The organism is Anaerolineae bacterium (assembly GCA_016931895.1).
Classification (GTDB): Bacteria; Chloroflexota; Anaerolineae; order 4572-78; family J111; genus JAFGNV01.
Window position 1 is genome coordinate 63,740 of record JAFGDY010000237.1, and the last position, 18,048, is coordinate 81,787.

Sequence of the window (18,048 nt, forward strand, 5' to 3'; positions counted from 1 at the left end):
TGTCTCCAAAAAATCTCAATAAAACAAACCTTATGGGTCTATGAATTTAGGGTTTAATATTTTTAATCATCTCCAAAAAGTACCGATGAAACCGCAAGTCGTCGCTCAATTCGGGATGAAAAGCAGTGACCAATAAATTCCCCTGGCGCGCGGCCACAATACGGCCATCATCCAGGCGGGCCAAAACCTCTACCTGCTCCCCAACAGCTTCTATCAATGGGGCGCGAATGAACACAGCCCGAAAAGGCGCATCATTGGCAAACGTCAGGCGTAAATCGGCTTCAAAACTAGCCACCTGGCGGCCAAACGCATTGCGGTCTACCGTGATATCCATCACCGCCAATCGGGGTGGCACTACGTGTCCCCCGCTGCCGGTAGCGCCAATATTCCGGGCCAAAAAAATCATCCCGGCGCAGGTGCCCCAAACGGCGCAGCCAGATTCAATAAAACACCGCAGTGGCTCCATTAAGTTGTATTGCATGGCTAATTTGCCAATGGTAGTGCTCTCGCCGCCGGGGATGATCAGACCGGCCAAACCAGCCAGATGCTCCGGCAAACGCACTTCCACAGGCTGAACACCCAACTTGCGCAGCACGTTGGCATGCTCCAAGAACGCCCCCTGCAAGGCCAGCACGCCTATTTTTAGCAACGATGCTGCCGGGTCGAGGGGAGATACGTGTTTCTTATCGAGAATCAGATTTTGGGGGGAAATTGGCACTTTGCTGATTTATCCTGTAATAAATTATTCTGACTCTTCCTCCGCCGTTGGATCCGCCTCATCATCGGCCTGAGTGACCAGCACCGGGCGGGCGCGGCCGCCGCCTTCGTCCGGGCCGATGATGCCCTGGTCTTCCATTTCGTCAATCAAACGGGCGGCGCGGGCGTAACCAATCCGCAAGCGGCGCTGTAGCAGCGACACCGAAGCCCGGCCCTGAGCGCGAACCTCGGCAATAGCTTTTTCTAGAAGTTCATCCTGATCGCTATCAGCCATCGCTTTCTCAATGTCCTTGTATTCTGCCCACAAGGGCTGCTGCTCCAAATTCCGGGGGCCTTCCTCCAGGGCGCGTGGTTTGCGCTCCGGCGGGGGCAGCGAACCTCGCCAGAAACGGGTCAGACGGTTGAGTTCCCGGTCAGACACAAACACGCCCTGCAACCGCCGCAGTTTGGCCGAGTCCGCGGCCATGTAAAGCATATCGCCTTTGCCCAACAAACGTTCGGCGCCGGGCGTATCCAGGATCACGCGCGAATCAATCTGGCTGGTTACGGCAAAAGCAAGGCGGGCCGGGAAATTGGCCTTAATCAGGCCCGTCACCACGTCCACCGAGGGGCGCTGCGTGGCAATGATCAGGTGAATACCGGTGGCGCGGGCCATCTGGGCAATGCGGGTAATAGTGCGCTCCACCTCATCCGGGGCCATCATCATCAGGTCGGCCAGCTCGTCAATAATAATGACAATGTAAGGCAAAATCTCCCGGCTCTGGTTGACCATCTTTTCATTGTATCCCAAAATATTGCGCACGCCCTCTTTGGCAAACAACTTGTAGCGCCGGTCCATCTCGCGGACGGCCCAACTCAAAACGCCGACCACTTTCTCCAATTCGGTCACTACCGGGGCCAGCAAATGGGGAATGCCATTGTAATTGACCAACTCCACCATCTTGGGGTCAATCATCAAAAGGCGTAACGTATCCGGCGTGTGGGTGGTCAATAGACAGGCCACAATCGCATTAATGCACACACTTTTGCCGGAGCCGGTAGCTCCGGCAATCAACATGTGCGGCATCGAAGTTAAATCAACGATGACGGCGTGGCCGGATACATCCTGGCCCAGAGCCAGTTTGAGCGGGCCGCGCACCCGCTGGAACTGATCAGACTCAATCAAGTTGCGCAAAGTTACCAGGTTGGTGGTTGAATTGGGCACTTCCAAACCCACATAGGGCCGCCCAGGGATAGGCGCTTCAATGCGGATGGGCGCGGCAGATAAGGCCAGGGCCAAGTCGTTTGACAGATTGACAATGCGCGAGACACGCACCTTGCGCGGATTGCCCTTGGCGTCTTTGGTGGCCATGTAGCCCGGCTCCAGGCTAAATTGGGTCACGGCCGGTCCCTGGTTAATTTCGCGCACTTTGGCCTCAACGCCAAAACTCAGCAGGGTTTCTTCGATGATTTTGACCCGCTGGCGAATTTCAGCCTCGCTGATTTCGTGTTCCAGCCCTTCTTCAAAAAGTTGAGCCGGCACGGGCAATTGCCACTTTTGGCCGCCAACCACGTGACCGGTCAAGAGTCCGGCCGGTGAAACCGCCGAGACAGCATCTGCGGATTGCGTCTCTACTTCACCCACCACGCTGATGGGAACAGCGTCTTCGCCATTGGCCGGGGTTGACTTACCTCCTCCGGTCAGCACGCGATCAATGAATTTGGGCTTGGGTTCTGGCGGGCGGACAGGCAAGGTGGGCTGGTTGATGGTCAACTGCCGGAAATGCCGCCAATCCTGAAAACGGTAATAGAGGTCGCGGAATATCTGGTATAATTCTCGCAGGGACAGGCCGCTGATGAGAATGAGGGCCAAGGGAAAAAGGCCAACCAGTAAAACAATGGTGCCTCCCGCACCCAACGCAGAACCAAGCAATTTACCTAAGACCCAGCCAATCACCCCTCCGCCGCCAGGCTCGGCCAATCCCTCACCCGGCTCGATCAGGTAAAAGACAACCAACAGCAGGCCGAGCAGCATAAAGGTTCCAATGGGCTTCTCCCATTTCTCGTCGTCATCTTCTGTGCCGTAGCGCTTGAAAAACCAGACCGCCAGCAAAAATAGGGGGAGCGAGATGACATATTGGCCCCAACCCATCAAAAAATACAGAAAGTTCAGCCAGGCCGCCACAATGGAACCTCGATTGGGAGTGAAGATACTCAGGAAGGTCAAACCGGATAAAATTAGCAAAATTGTGCCCACAACTTCCGGGCGAATCGCCGGTCCCTCTGGCTGCTTCTTTTTTGTAGTTGTTTTTTTACGGGTAGTTCCTCTTTTAGCCATGATTTCAAAAACAGCACAAATGTTTGGTATTATTTTAGCATGAAGTAGGGGATTTTGAAAGTATTGGTAATTTGATTACTGCCAGCGCCGCCAGCCTTGCTCGTAATAGGTCAGGATAATTTGGTTATCCAGGGTATTAACCTGGGTTTCTATTTCGGCGGTGTCGCTATCAAATACCAGGGCGGCGGCCAATATGTCGGCATTGAGATAACGCACGGGCACGGAGGGCGAAATTTGAGATAGGTTTAAGGCATGTTCGGCAGCCAATACAAAACCCCAATCGCCAAAAGAGGGCACGTAGACGTGATAAGGCCACGTTTTCAGCCCCACATCGGCAATGGTATGCCCAATTGACCAGAAGGTTTCGCGGGCAAAATAGGGGGAGGTGGCCTGGGAAACCATGACCCCCCCCTTGGCCAGATGACGCCGCACCAGTTTGTAAAACTCGCGGCTGTAGAGCTTGCCCAGGCTCTCGTTGTTGGGATCGGGCAGGTCAATGATGATGACGCCAAACAGTTCATCGGTTTCGGCCAGGTAGGTGTAAGCATCCTGATTAATGATTTCCAGGCGCGGGTCGCTCAACGAGTTTTCATTGATGGCTACTACTGTTGCATGGAACCGCGCCAGGTCGGTCATGGCCGGGTCTATGTCAACCAGCGCCAAACGCCGCACGTCGTTATACTTAAAAACCTCGCGGGCGGCCAGGCCGTCGCCGCCACCCAGCACCAACACCGATTCGCGGGAACGGCTCAAAGCCATGGCCGGGTGGACCAACGGTTCGTGGTAGCGATACTCATCGCGGGAGCTGAATTGCAAATTGCCGTCCAGATACAGACGCACATCTTCGGCCCAGCGGGTGATGATGATGCGCTGGTATGGGGTCTGACGAGCATAAATGATGTCATCTTTGTACAACTGCTGCTCAAAAAAAGAGGTCAATTGCACCGACCAAACTGCGCCAGCCAACAGCAGCAAGCTGACCCCCGCCGTGATAGCCGAGAGCGCCCGCCAATGCAGCAAACGCTGGCGAAACATCCAGATGTTGAAGACAACTACCGCTATATTCAACAGGCCGGTGGCAAAGGCAGTTTTCAGCAAACCCAGTTCGGGCAGCAGCACCAGGGGAAAAAGAATAGAAGCAATCAATGCGCCCAGGTAATCAAAGGCCAACACATTGGCCAGGGTGTCTTTAATAGGCTCCCAGCCGCCCAGCAAGCGGGTCAACAGGGGAATTTCCATGCCAATCAGGCTGCCAATAACCAGAATGAGCAGGACCATTGCCACATGATACAAATCCGTGGTGGCAAACACTGCGTAAAGCAGCGCGGCGGAAAAACCTCCCACCAAGCCCACGGCCAGTTCAATTAAAATAAACCAGCCCAGGAGCGAACGGGTGATGCGGCGCGAAGCAAAAGAGCCCAGGCCCATAGCACTGAGGAACAGGCCAATAGTTATGGAGAAGTGGGTTACACTATTGCCAAAGAGGTAAGAAGAAAGGGCGCCGATAATCAGTTCGTAAATCAGGCCGCAAACGGCTATGATAAAAACCGTGACCAATAACGAGGTTGAATGGCGTGTGGTTAGCTGCATGCGGCTCTATTTTGACTTGACCAACGCACTGCCCACCAGCCGTCTGTTACTGAGGCCAAAGAAGACAAAAACCAACACTGTAATAATGACCAGATAAATGATAAAGTAGCGAGCCAACCATACGCCCTGGTAGATCTTGACCGAAACAGAAAGCGAGTCCACCGTGGCCTCGGCCATAGATAAATCCAGATAGTATTCGCCGGGATTTTCGAGTTTGAATACGTAATCCGCATTCAGATCGTTTTCATGCCAGTAACCATCGCTGTCGCGGCCTTCTTCGTCCCAGAATTCGCCGGAAAAGAGATAATACTCGTTTTCGTCGCTATCGCGGGCCGAAACCTCTACCACGGCCCAGGTATTGACCGGCAGGCTGCCGGCCTGCAATTGTATCTGGTGTACTTTGCCTGCCTGAGTAAGGTTGATTGGCCCTATGGTTTGGAATTGCTCTTCGCTTTTGACCAACTGAAACTGCTCTTCCGTCACTAACTCTCCGGTGAAGCCCGTAAATACAGCCCCCAAACAACTGAATATCACCAGGAGCACGCTAAAAGCGGCCAATATTGCAAAAGCCCGGTTCCAAACGGCGGTTTCGCCGGCCTTTTTCATCAAATCCTGGCGGCCAAACGCGGTCCACACCTCAACATCCGTTAACGGCTGGCCCTGGTAAAGTTCAACTTCATCCTGGGTGTATTCAACGCTATAAGCAACGCTGCCTCGCCTCGCGTCAAAATAGGCCAGTTGGTCGCCAATTTTACACTGCCAGGTCAGTTCACCTTTCAGGGCAATTATCCTGGCCGGCGCTCGTTCGGTAACCCGCGCCGCACCGCCCGGCACTTGAATAGAGGAGGCGGTGCGGGGGTCAAAGGGGGCCAGGGGTTGGATTTTTTCGTTGAGGATAAAACCCTCTTCGGGGTCGTAACTCAACCAACGGTACTGGCCAGCGGCCGAAACCAGCAGCCACTCATCCCACCGCCAGCGGTCTTCGTCATCCCAGCCTTCGTAACGGATCCAGCCAATCACCTGGTGCACTTCATCTTTAAACGTAGCCTCCATGCCCGGCTCAATGGGCATCATCGGCCTCACCCGTTTTTCACTCTGGCCGATGACGGCGGCCTGTTCGCTGGTCAAATCAAGCACACTGCTGCAGTAGCTACACACCAGGGTTTTTATATCGGCCCCGCCGCGGAGGTCTAAATTGCCGCCGCAGTGGGGGCATTGGAGCAGTTCCAGTTTTATCTCGCCGCTTTTGGGTTGGAGGCGTTTGTATTTTCGCTCCTCCGCAGCGGGTTGGGGAGTTTCCGCAGCGGGGGTGGGTGCGGCAGCCTGTAATTCGGCCAATTGCTCGGCGGCCCAGTGATTGTTGGGGTTGATAGCCAGCACTTTCTGCAAACACTCAGTCCGTTGCAGGGGGTCCTCTACCACCCGCGACAACCATAACCAGGCTTCCTCATTGTTCGGGTCAACCTGGATAACCTGACTCAGAAAATGTTGAGCCGGTTCCGGGCGGCCACGCCGGGCGGCCCGGATTCCCTTTTGTAACGTCTCATTGATTTGTTGTTCGTCCATTGGCCACCAAATTATTTACCTGAACCGGGACCGCCGCCGCTCACAATGGGACCGCCCACGCTACCCGCTCGCAAATAGTGCGGGCCAACTTGCTGCACGCCCACGCCCCAATACGATAAAAGGCCGCAGATAAAAAAGTTACACGTAAGCAGAAAGATGATAAAAGCCACAGCCAGCCAAGTAGTTTTAGACGACATCTTACCAACACTCCTTAAACCGCATGAGCCATATCCAACCGGATTTGGCTATCCAAAATCCCTAACCTATCAATTGCCTTCCAACACAGAACAAAAACCAATCCAAAAACTTGGTATCCCCTTAATTTTACAAAACTACGACATCATCACGGCCGCCACCACAATAGCGATGCCAATGAACACCCCGGCTAGCATAATGCCCAGGGCCACGTTTTGGTCTTCCACCAGCTCACGTTTAAGGTCCAGGCCCACGAGCCGGTCAAACACAAAATAACCCGCCACCGCCAAGATAATGCCGAGCAAACCGTAAATCAGAGTTGAAAGAAGCGGCATCCAACCTAAATCATTGGAACTGCCCGGAGCGCTTTGGGCCAGGACCACGCCACTTGGCAAAATAGAGGCGATAAAGAAAGAGACTAACAGTTTGCGTTTCATAAAAGTTTTCCTTTCTCGATGTTTTTGGGTTTTTGAGTTTTTACCAAAGCCGGGTTCCCCCTTATTGCGGCAAGGCCAGATTACCCGGCCCCTTCTTACCAAAGGTCTTCCTCGTCCACAACCAACTCATTTCTAGGAACGGTTCGCCCCACCGATAACTCTATCTCGTTTGACGTATACTCTACGCTGATCTGCTCTGACCCGCTATTGCCATCTAAAAAGCGCACTTCCTGGCCCGGCAAGATATTAAAGGCCAATTGTCCCTCGCCCCCGGCAATCTGTGCTCGCCCCTTTTCGGTGATAAAAACTTGACGCCCGGCAATCTGGACAACACTGCCCACAGCCACGTTGTCAAAAGGCGGCAGGGGGGAGGTGAGGGTCTCTTTATGAAAAAGGATGTACTCCCCTTCATCCTCTTGCAGCCAACCGGGCTGTCCATCTGCAAAAACTATAAACCACTCATCCCACAAACCGGCATTGTACTGATAGCGCAGGCGGCCCATCACCTCAAATTTTTTACCCCCGATCTGGCCGGTGGCATCCACGTACAGGGGTGAGGGCAATTCCGCCAATTTGGCGGCTTGCCCGGTTGGGTCAAGGCCGGTGTCGTGCAAAAGCATCACCTGGTTACAAAAGTCGCAAGTGACCACTTTTACAAAACGATTTTTAATATCAAGGGGTGCGCCGCAGGAGGGGCAACTCATGCTTTTCATTGTTTGAGCCTCTCAGGGGAATTTCTGTTTCATTATATCAGGGGATGACCGGAAGGTCAATGCCTGCCTTCTGGCTCAATTGACCTGTCTTTCTCAACGTGCTAGAATTCACCTTATCATCCGATACTCGTAGCTACCTGACAGGTGAATTGATCAGTGCTCCATTATTCACAAGTCCGCCAACATCATCTGGAACACGCCCGAAAACCGTCCCCTGCGCGCGGGTCAAAAATATTGGTTTTAGGTTTTGCCTTGATCATCCTGGCCGGGTCCGCCTTGTTAACATTGCCCATCGCCACGGAAAATCCCGGCCGTCTTACCTGGCTGGAGGCGCTTTTCACCGCCACTTCCGCCACCACCGTCACCGGCCTGGTGGTTTTTAGCACGGAAGTCACTTTTAGCACTTTTGGGGAAATTGTGATCTTGCTACTGATCCAGGTGGGGGGAGTGGGTTTTATCACGCTCTCGGTGGTGCTGTTTAAACTCATCGGGCGGCGCGTAACTATTTACGAACGCATTTTATTGAGCCAAACTCTGGGCGTTGAGGCCGGCAAAGGCGTTGTGCGCCTCACCCTCACGGTTTTGTTGATCACGGTGGTCATTGAATTTATTGGCGCGCTTTTTTTATTTATCCAGTGGGTGCAAATTATGGACTGGACCCAGGCCGCCTACTACGCCATTTTTCATTCGGTATCTGCGTTTTGCAATGCCGGCTTTGACCTGTTTGGTGGATTAGACGATCCTATTCTCATGGCCACCCGGGAAGACCCCATCGCGCTGATAGTGATGAGCATTCTCATCACGATTGGCACGTTGGGCATCACGGTTATTTACGATCTCATCGTCTGGCCCCGCGACAAACATTTCTCTTTGCACACGCAATTAGTGCTGCCCCTGACCCTGGTTCTGGTTGGCATTGGTACGGCGTTAATGCTATTTGATGAAGCTTTTGGCAATGGCAACGCCCTGGCCGTGGTGCCGGTCAGCAAACAGTGGCTCCTGGCCCTGTTTACGGTTGTGTCCAGCCGGACCGCCGGCATTACCCTTGTTTCGCTCCCTGATCTGGGCCAGGCCAGCCAACTGATGTTGTTTGTGTGGATGTTCATTGGCGGCGCGCCGGCCTCAATGGGCGGCGGTGTGGGCATCAGCACCATCGCCGTCGTCCTGGTCACGTTGATCTCTACCGTACGCGGGCACAACGAGGTGCGCATCTTTGAACGAACGTTACCGATTGAGACAATTTTCAAAGCAGTGGCCGTGTTGACCGTATCCTCCATTTTAGTGATCAGCATCACCACCATCCTGATGTTATTGAGTGCAGGGCTACTGTTCCCGGTAGCCTTTGAGGTTATCAGCGCCTTTTCAAATACGGGCTATTCGCTGGGCGTTACCGGCGATTTTAGCCCTTTAGGTAGGCTCCTGCTCATCTTTACCATGTTTTGGGGACGTTTAGGCCCGCTCACTCTCATTGTCGCCCTGGCCCAACGCCGGCGACGTAGTTTGATCCATTATCCAGAAGAAAAAATCATCATCGGTTAGAAAAGAAAAGGTTTTTGTTATGACAAAGCAAAATTCATCGTGGTCGCAACGCCTGTGGCAGGGTGTCACTGACTTCTTTTTCCCGGCAGGAGGCCAAATCAGTCGCCGGCTCAACGGGTCCTCTCACTACCACAACGAATTTGTCATCATCGGTCTGGGCCGTTTTGGCACCAGCCTGGCCATGACCCTGAACGCCTATCGTCACGATGTGCTGGCCATTGATTCCGACCCAAAACGGGTACAGCAAGTATCGCAGGTGTTGCCCCACGTTATTCAATTGGACGCCACGAATATAGAAGCTTTGCGCGAAGTGGGCGTAGATGCCTTTGATACCGGTGTGGTTTGTATTGGCACTGATCTGGAGTCGAATTTGCTGGCTACCGTTAGCCTGCGCAAGTTGGGAGTTCGGCGCGTTATCACCAAAGCCCGCACCGTTACCCAGCAAGACATTTTGCTGAAAGTAGGCGCGGACGAGGTAATTTTGCCGGAACATGAGGCCGGGGTCCGTTTGGCCCGCAAATTGGCGGCAGTTGATTTTGTTGACTTTATGGAATTAACCGAGGATACCGGCGTGGTAGAAATTATTGCCCCCAGCCAGCTTACCGGCCAATCTTTGCGAGAAACGCAAATACGCCAGCGTTACGGTTTGACCATTGTGGCCATTCGCCGGGGCAACAACGTAATCATCTCGCCCGGCGCCAATGAAATGATCCAAGAGGATGATATTTTAGTGGTTTTGGGCAGAACAATAGATTGTGAACGGCTAAGATAACGTTCAGCGCTTAACCTTTAAGGGCACGGGTAAGGGGCCGCTGTCCAAAAAAACGGCCAAATCGGCCAGGCTAACCAGCGAGCCGCTGCCGAGGTTGGGCAAAATATCCAGCGTATGATCGCTCCAATGATACATGGCCGAGCAATTGATGACCTGTTTATCCACCACCATACAGATATAATGCTCCGGCTGAGCTTCCACAAACTGGGCCACCCGGCGGCTGGCAGTTGGGTCCAACACCAGGCGATAAAATATCTGGCCGGTAGTGGAGTCGGGCGGCGCAACCTCGTCAATCTCCTGACCCGCAAAAAGAACCCGGTAAATATTTTGCTCAGGCTTGCTCTGTAGGCCGGTTGCCACCTGCCGTCCAAGTGGGGGCCGCTCCAGTCCGCCATCAATAAACTCAATCTCGCCCACGTGAGTGAGGATATTGATTACGTAGGGGATTTTCTCGGTTTCGGGTAAGGTCACGGCCAATTGTCCTGGCTGGCTGACCAGGTAATAAGGTTCGGGTAAGTCCAACTGCTCCAACCGGCGAGCCACCACTTGCCGGGCATCACGCAGGTCTGCTTCCAGAACGGCCTGACCCGGCAAAACCACCAAGTCGGGTTTGAGGATAACTTGGGTGCGCAGCGCGTCATCTGCAACCGGGTTAAGAACCAGGTCGGCCAACGCTCTGGAACTGTAAATCAAGCTCAAAACACCAACCAGCGTCAGGGCAATGGTAAAAAAAGTCACGCGCCATTTTTTGCTCACGGTAAATCTCCTCAAGAGTTGAAATTTTTGGAGAAGATGACTGAGGTTGCTTCTCTGCCGCCGGGAGTTGGTCCAAGAAGAATTAAAACACGTAGCGTTTTGCTGTTTGCCCACACATACCTCCTCAAAAACCAATTTTTTTTACTCTCCCAGGGTACATTGACAGGTATAGTATACGCCATTTAGCTTATTAAGTCAATAGATAATAGGCCAAATTGCCTAAGCGTGGGGTAAACGTGGGTCAGATGGTAAGGCGAGCGTAGGTTGGCGCCAAATGAAAGACCCAAAAGGCTAACCTTTTGGGTCTAACGAGTAGTAGGTGTGGCTGTCCGTATTTTTTAAATTATTTGCGATCAGCCTGCGGCACGTAAGCCGCCAACTTTTTTTCGGCCATTATCGGCTCGATCCGGGCAAAACGCTGTCGCCCGTTGACCAATGGGATACTGGGCCAATCCTCGCCAATCAGAGGGCGGGCGTAAGCTACAAAATCATCCGTCACGTCGGCGCCGCCGGGAGCAAGCCACGCCTTGGGGAAGGATCGCTCGGAGTTGGCCACCAGTTCCAACGGCACTTTGTCGTAATAAACATTATAAATAGAGCCGGGTTGGCGCAGAATGGTAGACATATAACCGGAGCCATCCTCTGCCGCAATCATAACCGCCTTTTGTCCAACTTTGTAGGCTTCTTCCAAATCTACGGTAGAGGCGTAGATCATATTGTGCCGTTGGTCCGTGCCGGAAACATTGCCCCGCGCCGAACCTTTGGTGGCCAGGCCCACCTCATTGAGATAATTGACCACAATTTGAGCAACGGTGGTGCCACTGGCGCTGAACATGGTGTGACCAAAGGAATCTTTACGCGCGCTTATATCGCCTACATCAAAGCCCTCACTAACCACCACGATTGCCCGGCCCTGTCTTTTAAGCATATCATTAACCTTGTCTGCCAGCGCCTCTAGGGTCAAGTTGGACTCCTTGATAAAGATGAGTAACGGCATCTCCCGATCAGGATCGGCCAGGCGGGCGGCGGCAGGGATGTAGCCAATTTTACGCCCCATAGCCTGCATCACCAACACCGGATCGGCCGGACAGGAGCCTTTGTTTTCCTCATTGGCATTCTGCACATTCAAGGCCCAGTAACGCGCTACCGAGCCATAACCCGGGGTATGGTCAATCAACTTGAACTCGCTGTCGCCGACATCGTTATCAATGGTTTTGGGCACACCGACAGCCACCAAATCCAAGCCACGCTTCTGGGCCAGTTGGGCCACTTTGTTGGCCGTATCCATCGAGTCGTTGCCGCCATTGTAAAAAAAGTACCCCACTTCGTGCGCCTTAAAAACTGCAATAACCCGCTCAAAGTCTTCCTCTTGCTGCGCTTTAAGTTTATAGCGGCAGGTGCCAATGGAACCGGCAGCAGGAGTGGCGCTCAATAAAGCGATTTCTTCGCCTGGCTGGGCGGACAGGTTGACGAGTTCTTCCTTCAAAACCCCTTCAATGCCATGCAAACCGGCATAAACCAAACCAAACACATCCGGCATGGCCTTACACGTTTCCACCACCCCGCGCAAAGAGCTATTGATTACTGGTGTCGGTCCACCGGATTGAGCCACAACAACATTTTTTGGTTTAGACATTGTTAATCACCTGACCCCTAAAACTACGCCACGTACGTACTCGCCGTTACATCACCGCCCGCGCCGGTCCAATTAGTATGGAAAAACTTGCCGCGCGGCTGATCAATCCGCTCATAAGTGTGCGCGCCAAAATAGTCGCGCTGGGCCTGGAGCAAATTGGCGGGCAACCGCTCACTGCGATAGCCATCAAAAAAGGCCAGGGCGCTAGATATAGCCGGCACAGGCACGCCCATCTCCACAGATTTAGCCACCACGCGCCGCCAGGAGGCCTGGGCTGCTTCCACTTGCTCCTTGAAGTAGTCATTCAGCAATAGGTTGGTCAGATCAGGTTCGCGGTCAAACGCTTCCTTGATCTTGCCCAGAAAAACAGAACGAATGATGCAACCGCCGCGCCACATCAGGGCAATACCGCCGTAATTAAGATTCCAGTTATACTCTTCGGCGGCGGCCCGCAGCAGCATATAACCCTGGGCATAAGAGATGATCTTTGAGGCATACAACGCCTCACGGATATCGTCCACAAAGGCTTTCTTATCACCCGTAAATTTGGGCGTCGGGCCGCTCAGCACTTTTGAAGCTGCCACACGCTCATTTTTTAAGGCCGACAGGCACCGCGCATACACCGCTTCCCCAATCAAGGTCAAGGGAATACCCAAATCAAGCGAGGAAATGCCGGTCCATTTGCCCGTCCCCTTCTGCCCGGCGGTGTCGAGGATAAAGTCTAGCACGTACTCGCCATGCTCATCCTGGTAACCCAAAATATCACGGGTAATTTCGATGAGGTAGGAGTCAAGCTTACCCTCGTTCCACTCGGCAAAAGTCTGGTGCATTTCCTTATTGCTCATTCCCAACACGTTTTTCATTAAGTAGTATGATTCGCAAATGAGTTGCATGTCGCCATACTCAATGCCGTTATGCACCATTTTAACATAGTGGCCCGCCCCGTTCTCACCGACCCAATCACAGCATGGAGAACCATCATCCACTTTTGCGGCCACGGCCTGGAAAATAGGCTTAACATGCGGCCAAGCTTCAGGCGACCCACCGGGCATAATGGAGGGGCCGTGCCGCGCCCCCTCTTCACCGCCGGAAACGCCGGTGCCAATGTAAAGCAACCCCTTTGACTCTACGTATTTAGTCCGCCGAATGGTGTCGTTATAATTGGAGTTACCACCGTCAATAATGATGTCGCCTTTTTCTAGATGCGGCACTAGCAGCTCAATAAAATCATCCACTGCCTGCCCTGCTTTCACCAATAACATCACCCGGCGTGGTTTTTTGAGCACGCTGACCAATTCTTCAATAGAATGTGTCCCCATCACTTTGGTGTTTTTGGCGTTGCCATTAATAAAGTCGTCCACCTTTGACACGGTACGATTAAAAACCGCCACCGTAAAGCCATGATCATCCATATTGAGCACTAAATTTTGGCCCATCACGGCCAGGCCAATTAAGCCAATATCTGCTTTAGACATTTTTTGCCTCCAATTTTTTATTTTTGCCAAGGGGGAATCTCGGGTATAAATTTTTCAAACGCTTCAATCAATTTAGTTTCATAGTCGCCGGCATACTCTAAGGCCAGAAATTTAGGCACAGCCTCTTCATAAAAACGCTGCCAGCTTTCATCTTCGTGGCCGGGGTTGATCGGGAAAAAGAGAGCGTTGTTGGCGCGAGCCGCTTTCATATCACCCGGAGCGTCTCCTATCATCAAAACGTGGCCAGATTGATATTTATTGCCCGCAGCCAGAGCCAGGTGTTGGGTTTTGGTGCCCTTCTCCTGCCCGGCAATCATCCGCACATATCTGTCAACCCCATGTTCGGCCCACTCGCGCTCTAAAGCTTCGTCCGGCGTTTGCGAAACCACGATCATATCCGCTTTGTCGAACAAGAAGTCCAGACTCTCACGCACATAAGGAAACGGCGGCACGCCATGCACAATGTCGGCGATGGTGGCATTGACCGCCTGGCTCCAGGCCAGGCCGGTATCCAACTCAGGGTCAGGATATTTGGCTCTGTAGGCCTTTAGGCCATCATTGCTGTTAGGATATTCTGCGGCGTCAATAAATGCCCTCAACTTATCGCCTGATGGAATCTTGGCTTTTCTGGCCTGCACTTCAGGGCGCTGACGGAGCAAGTCGAACACTTTGACCAACGCCGGCCAGCGATTGATGCCGCGCCATTTTGAATAAAGATTGACAAATTCAACCGTTTCCCGGGCATATTTGGAGACCGCCTGCAAACCCCAATATTTAACCGTATTGGGGCAGAAGCACTCCTTTTGCTTGATTTCCATCGTATCAAAAACACAGCCATCTGAATCAATGCCGATAAAAAATTCATACTTGGGTTGCATTTCCACCAAAGGTTTTGCTGCTGCGGGGATATCCACTTTTACCTCCTTAAAAAATTTTAGATTGGGGGTTTCAATTTAAAAAACTTGGGGAATGAGGCCACCAAATTATTTCATGCACACGTGTGCATAGCAATTGCAAATAATAACACACCTTGAAAATCTTGTCAATTTCCATTTCATTGCCCTTTGTAAAAATAGATGTTTTGGGACTATACTATACCTTATTCTCTTTTCTAATTTATACCGGCCATGAAGATGTTCTATCTTACCCTATTATTAATTTCAGCAGCAACGTTAGCTTTGCAAATAACCTTGACCCGCTTTTTTTCATTGGCCCAGGGCAGCCACATGGCCTTTATGGCCATTAGCCTGGCCCTGTTAGGCGCAGGGGCCAGCGGCTCGTACCTTTTCCTCAAACAAGTCTCCTCCCCTAAATTATCCCGCACGCTCGCCGCCGGCACGCTTCTATTCACCATTTCAACGCCACTCTCCTATTTAGCCATTAACTATTCCCCCTTCGATGCCTACCGCCTGGCCTGGGAGCGAAGCCAATTGCTGTGGCTCTTGCTCTACTATTTAACCCTGACCGTTCCTTTTTTTTTCGGCGGTCTGGTCATTGGCGCTGCCCTGACCGCCCGCGCTGAACACGCCGGGCCTATTTACGCCGCCAACTTGATTGGCTCCGGCTTCGGCCCGCCGTTGGCCTTACTTTCTTTAGCCACAGTCGGTGGCCCTGGCACTGTTTTTTTGTGCGCATGCCTCGGCTGGTTGGGGTATGTAGCAAGTGTCAAGTGTCAAGTGTCAGGTGTCAAGTGTCAGATTTTACGTTTCACATTTCACATTTCACGTTTCACGTCTCACGTTTTACGTTTTACGTTTTACACCATCATCGCCCTCGCCCTCCTCTATCTGACCTTCCAAGCCCCGCCTCTCTTCGATGTCCGTCTGACTCCCTACAAATCACTCTCACAGGCGATGCTCTATCCCCAGAGTGAGGTTATCTTTCGCCAGTGGAACGCCTTCTCTCGCGTTGACGTGCTGCGTAGCCAGGGCATTCGCTCTGCGCCGGGCCTGAGTTTCACCTATCCCGGCGACCTGCCGCCCCAATTGGGTCTGACCGTGGATGGCGACAACCTCTCGCCCATCACCAACCCCACTAAACCGAATTTTACCCAATATCTGCCTCTGAAACTTGCTTTTGCCTTACGGCCCCAGGCCAATGTGCTTATCTTGGAACCGGGTGGCGGGCTGGCGGTGCTGACCGCCCTACAAAACGGGACAAAAACTGTAACCGTGGTCCACAGCAACCCCACCGTAGCAAAAGCTGTTGGCCAACATTTTGCCGACTTTGACCATCATCTGTATCAAGACCCGCATGTTACCGTTATTATTGACGAACCGCGCAGTTTTCTGCGCCGCACCAATCAGCAATTTGACCTCATCATCTGGCCCCTCACCGACAGTTTCCGCCCTGTCACCGCCGGAGCGTATACTTTAAACGAAGACTACCGCTACACGGTTGAATCTTTCGCCGATGCCCTGGCCCATCTCTCGCCCAACGGGCTGTTAGTGGCCGAACGCTGGCTGCAACTGCCCCCCAGCGAAAGTTTGCGACTGTGGGGCACCATGGCCGAGGCCCTTCGGCAGCACATTCAGCAAACCGCCTTCAAAACCGTTGACCCGGCCACCCACCTGGCCGTATTGCGCACCCTGCAAACATCCTTGATCCTGGCCAGCCGTGCGCCCTTGGGGGAGCGCGATTTAGGGCAAACGCGCCAATTCGCCGCCGAGCGCCAATATGATCTGGTCTGGCTGCCCGATCTGCAACCGGCAGAAGTCAACCGCTACAGCATTGTCCCCGACGCCGTTTACCACCAAACATTGGCCAACTTGTTGACCGCTGCCTCTGCCGCCACTTTTTATGCCCACTATCCCTACGCCGTCGCCCCCCCCACCGATAACCATCCCTATTTTTTCCATTTCTTCAAATGGCAACAAACCCCGGAGATACTACAAATGCTCGGTAAAACCTGGCAACCCTTTGGTGGTAGTGGCTATTTAGTGTTGGTCATCCTGTTGATTCTGGTGGTAATTCTGTCGGCCATCCTGATTCTTCTTCCCCTTCTGTGGCGAAAGGCGGAAGGCAGAAGGATGAGGGATGAACAGGCTTCATCCCTCATCCTTCATCCCTTAATCTTCTTCATTTACTTTGCCCTGCTCGGTCTCGGCTTCCTCTTTATCGAAATCCCCCTGCTGCAACGCTTTATCCTCTACCTGGGCCAACCGACCTATGCCTTCGCCGTGGTGGTCGCCACCATTTTGCTGGCGTCGGGGGTGGGGAGTGGTTGTTTGTCGGCGCGGGTGCCGCTAAGGGGCGTGCTGCCGCTGATTGTGGCATTAACTATGCTCTATCCCCTGCTGTTGCCGCATCTGTTTAACGCCACCCTTCAATTTCCTTTTGCCGGGCGGGTGGGGGTGACGGTAATCGCCTTATTCCCCTTGGGCCTGCTGCTGGGAATCCCTTTCCCGCGCGGCTTGCGGCTGGTAGCCCAAACCGCGCCGGGACTGATTCCCTGGGTTTGGGCGGTGAACGGCTGCACCTCGGTTATCAGCGCCGTGCTGGCGGCAATGATTGCCCTCACCTGGGGCTTTTCGGCGGTGTTGTGGAGCGCGGCGGGGGCTTATGGGCTGGCAGGAATGGTGATTCACTCCCGCGTAAACGGCACAAACCGCACGCCCCCCCAATTGGTGCGCAAAATCTCTTCCCCCTGACGCTCAATCAGCCACAAACTCTGGTAACCACCCGGCGGCCCCACCGGGATAACCATTTTGCCGCCATCGGCCAGTTGGTTAATCAAAGGTTGGGGCACGTGATCCGGCGCGGCGGTAACGATGATGGCCTCAAATGGGGCGTACTCTTCCCAGCCCCAGTAGCCATCGGCCTGTTTGGCCATAATTTGCTCGTAACCCAAACGCTCAAACGTTTCTTGGGCGCGTGCGGCCAATTCGGGGATGATTTCAATGGTGTAAACCTCATTGGTGATTTCGGCCAGGATAGCGGCTTGATAACCGGAGCCAGTACCGATTTCCAACACCTTATCGCTCGGTTGCAGTTCAAGCAATTCGGTCATCACCGCCACGATGTAGGGTTGGGAGATGGTTTGGCCGTAGCCAATGGGCAGAGGATGGTCTTCATAAGCCCGAGCTTTGTAGTCGTCGGGCACAAACTCGTGGCGCGGCACTTTGAGCATTGCTGCCAGCACAGCTTCATCAGAAACATCGCGGCGGCGAATTTGGTACTCGACCATTTCCTGGCGCAAGTCAACATAAGGATCGGCAAAAGGTGTACCGGCTAGAGTAGATTCGGGGGGGGGGGCTATAGCGGTGAAGCCAGCGGTCGGCGTAGGCTCAGACAAACTCAGGCCACAAGCCGATAAACCGGCTGGCAAAATCAATA

15 protein-coding genes are annotated in these 18,048 nt (G+C 53.2%); 3 read left to right on the forward strand and 12 right to left on the reverse strand.

The features are described 5' to 3' along the window. Nucleotides 1-46 precede the first annotated feature (46 nt). The 7 genes from pdxT to JW953_17945 all read right to left on the reverse strand — a co-directional run bounded on the left by pdxT (nt 47) and on the right by JW953_17945 (nt 7,535). Nucleotides 47-649, reverse strand: coding sequence for a pyridoxal 5'-phosphate synthase glutaminase subunit PdxT (gene pdxT / locus JW953_17915; protein MBN1994580.1), 603 nt, complete (start codon nt 647-649; stop codon nt 47-49). 93 nt (nt 650-742) lie between these two features. Continuing rightward, nucleotides 743-2,629, reverse strand: coding sequence for a DNA translocase FtsK (locus JW953_17920; protein ID MBN1994581.1), 1,887 nt, complete (start codon nt 2,627-2,629; stop codon nt 743-745). Between the two features lie 480 nt (nt 2,630-3,109). Next, nucleotides 3,110-4,624 (reverse strand): polyamine aminopropyltransferase, encoded by a 1,515-nt coding sequence (locus JW953_17925; protein ID MBN1994582.1) that lies wholly within the window; start codon nt 4,622-4,624, stop codon nt 3,110-3,112. Nucleotides 4,625-4,630: 6 nt separating this feature from the next. Further along, complete coding sequence (locus JW953_17930) at nt 4,631-6,190, reverse strand: DUF4178 domain-containing protein (protein ID MBN1994583.1); 1,560 nt, start codon at nt 6,188-6,190, stop codon at nt 4,631-4,633. Nucleotides 6,191-6,201: 11 nt separating this feature from the next. Next, nucleotides 6,202-6,387, reverse strand: coding sequence for a hypothetical protein (locus JW953_17935; protein ID MBN1994584.1), 186 nt, complete (start codon nt 6,385-6,387; stop codon nt 6,202-6,204). A gap of 135 nt (nt 6,388-6,522) precedes the next feature. Next, nucleotides 6,523-6,822: a DUF350 domain-containing protein gene (locus JW953_17940; protein MBN1994585.1), complete on the reverse strand. Its 300-nt coding sequence runs from the start codon at nt 6,820-6,822 to the stop codon at nt 6,523-6,525. A 95-nt stretch (nt 6,823-6,917) separates the two neighbouring features. Then, nucleotides 6,918-7,535: a DUF4178 domain-containing protein gene (locus JW953_17945; GenBank protein ID MBN1994586.1), complete on the reverse strand. Its 618-nt coding sequence runs from the start codon at nt 7,533-7,535 to the stop codon at nt 6,918-6,920. Nucleotides 7,536-7,691: 156 nt separating this feature from the next. Here JW953_17945 and JW953_17950 point away from each other — a divergent pair, with 156 nt between their 5' ends. Next, on the forward strand, nt 7,692-9,074 hold the full coding sequence (locus JW953_17950) for a hypothetical protein (protein MBN1994587.1): 1,383 nt from the start codon (nt 7,692-7,694) through the stop codon (nt 9,072-9,074). A 19-nt stretch (nt 9,075-9,093) separates the two neighbouring features. Continuing rightward, entirely contained in the window at nt 9,094-9,846 is a 753-nt protein-coding gene (locus JW953_17955; GenBank protein ID MBN1994588.1) for a TrkA family potassium uptake protein, read from the forward strand. Nucleotides 9,847-9,849: 3 nt separating this feature from the next. Here JW953_17955 and JW953_17960 read toward each other — a convergent pair whose 3' ends face one another. The 4 genes from JW953_17960 to JW953_17975 form a co-directional block, all read right to left on the reverse strand. After that, entirely contained in the window at nt 9,850-10,602 is a 753-nt protein-coding gene (locus tag JW953_17960; GenBank protein MBN1994589.1) for a hypothetical protein, read from the reverse strand. A 343-nt stretch (nt 10,603-10,945) separates the two neighbouring features. After that, nucleotides 10,946-12,238, reverse strand: a complete 1,293-nt coding sequence (locus JW953_17965; protein ID MBN1994590.1) for a diphosphate--fructose-6-phosphate 1-phosphotransferase — start codon at nt 12,236-12,238, stop codon at nt 10,946-10,948. 23 nt (nt 12,239-12,261) lie between these two features. After that, nucleotides 12,262-13,713 (reverse strand): decarboxylating NADP(+)-dependent phosphogluconate dehydrogenase, encoded by a 1,452-nt coding sequence (gnd, locus tag JW953_17970; GenBank protein ID MBN1994591.1) that lies wholly within the window; start codon nt 13,711-13,713, stop codon nt 12,262-12,264. A 17-nt stretch (nt 13,714-13,730) separates the two neighbouring features. Then, nucleotides 13,731-14,591: an HAD family hydrolase gene (locus JW953_17975; protein ID MBN1994592.1), complete on the reverse strand. Its 861-nt coding sequence runs from the start codon at nt 14,589-14,591 to the stop codon at nt 13,731-13,733. Between the two features lie 312 nt (nt 14,592-14,903). Between JW953_17975 and JW953_17980 the strand changes: the two genes are divergently transcribed. Beyond that, nucleotides 14,904-17,363, forward strand: coding sequence for a hypothetical protein (locus JW953_17980; protein MBN1994593.1), 2,460 nt, complete (start codon nt 14,904-14,906; stop codon nt 17,361-17,363). Here JW953_17980 and JW953_17985 read toward each other — a convergent pair. Further along, complete coding sequence (locus tag JW953_17985) at nt 17,297-17,899, reverse strand: protein-L-isoaspartate(D-aspartate) O-methyltransferase (GenBank protein MBN1994594.1); 603 nt, start codon at nt 17,897-17,899, stop codon at nt 17,297-17,299. The genes JW953_17980 and JW953_17985 overlap by 67 nt on opposite strands. Nucleotides 17,900-18,048 lie beyond the last annotated feature (149 nt).

Coding starts and splice junctions, on each gene's coding strand:
- JW953_17925 (MBN1994582.1), bottom strand. CDS start 4,624: ATGCAGCTAACCACACGCCATTCAACCTCGTTATTGGTCACGGTTTTT.
- JW953_17930 (MBN1994583.1), bottom strand. CDS start 6,190: ATGGACGAACAACAAATCAATGAGACGTTACAAAAGGGAATCCGGGCC.
- JW953_17935 (MBN1994584.1), bottom strand. CDS start 6,387: ATGTCGTCTAAAACTACTTGGCTGGCTGTGGCTTTTATCATCTTTCTG.
- JW953_17940 (MBN1994585.1), bottom strand. CDS start 6,822: ATGAAACGCAAACTGTTAGTCTCTTTCTTTATCGCCTCTATTTTGCCA.
- JW953_17945 (MBN1994586.1), bottom strand. CDS start 7,535: ATGAAAAGCATGAGTTGCCCCTCCTGCGGCGCACCCCTTGATATTAAA.
- JW953_17955 (MBN1994588.1), top strand. CDS start 9,094: ATGACAAAGCAAAATTCATCGTGGTCGCAACGCCTGTGGCAGGGTGTC.
- JW953_17965 (MBN1994590.1), bottom strand. CDS start 12,238: ATGTCTAAACCAAAAAATGTTGTTGTGGCTCAATCCGGTGGACCGACA.
- gnd (MBN1994591.1), bottom strand. CDS start 13,713: ATGTCTAAAGCAGATATTGGCTTAATTGGCCTGGCCGTGATGGGCCAA.
- JW953_17975 (MBN1994592.1), bottom strand. CDS start 14,591: ATGCAACCCAAGTATGAATTTTTTATCGGCATTGATTCAGATGGCTGT.
- JW953_17985 (MBN1994594.1), bottom strand. CDS start 17,899: ATGGTCGAGTACCAAATTCGCCGCCGCGATGTTTCTGATGAAGCTGTG.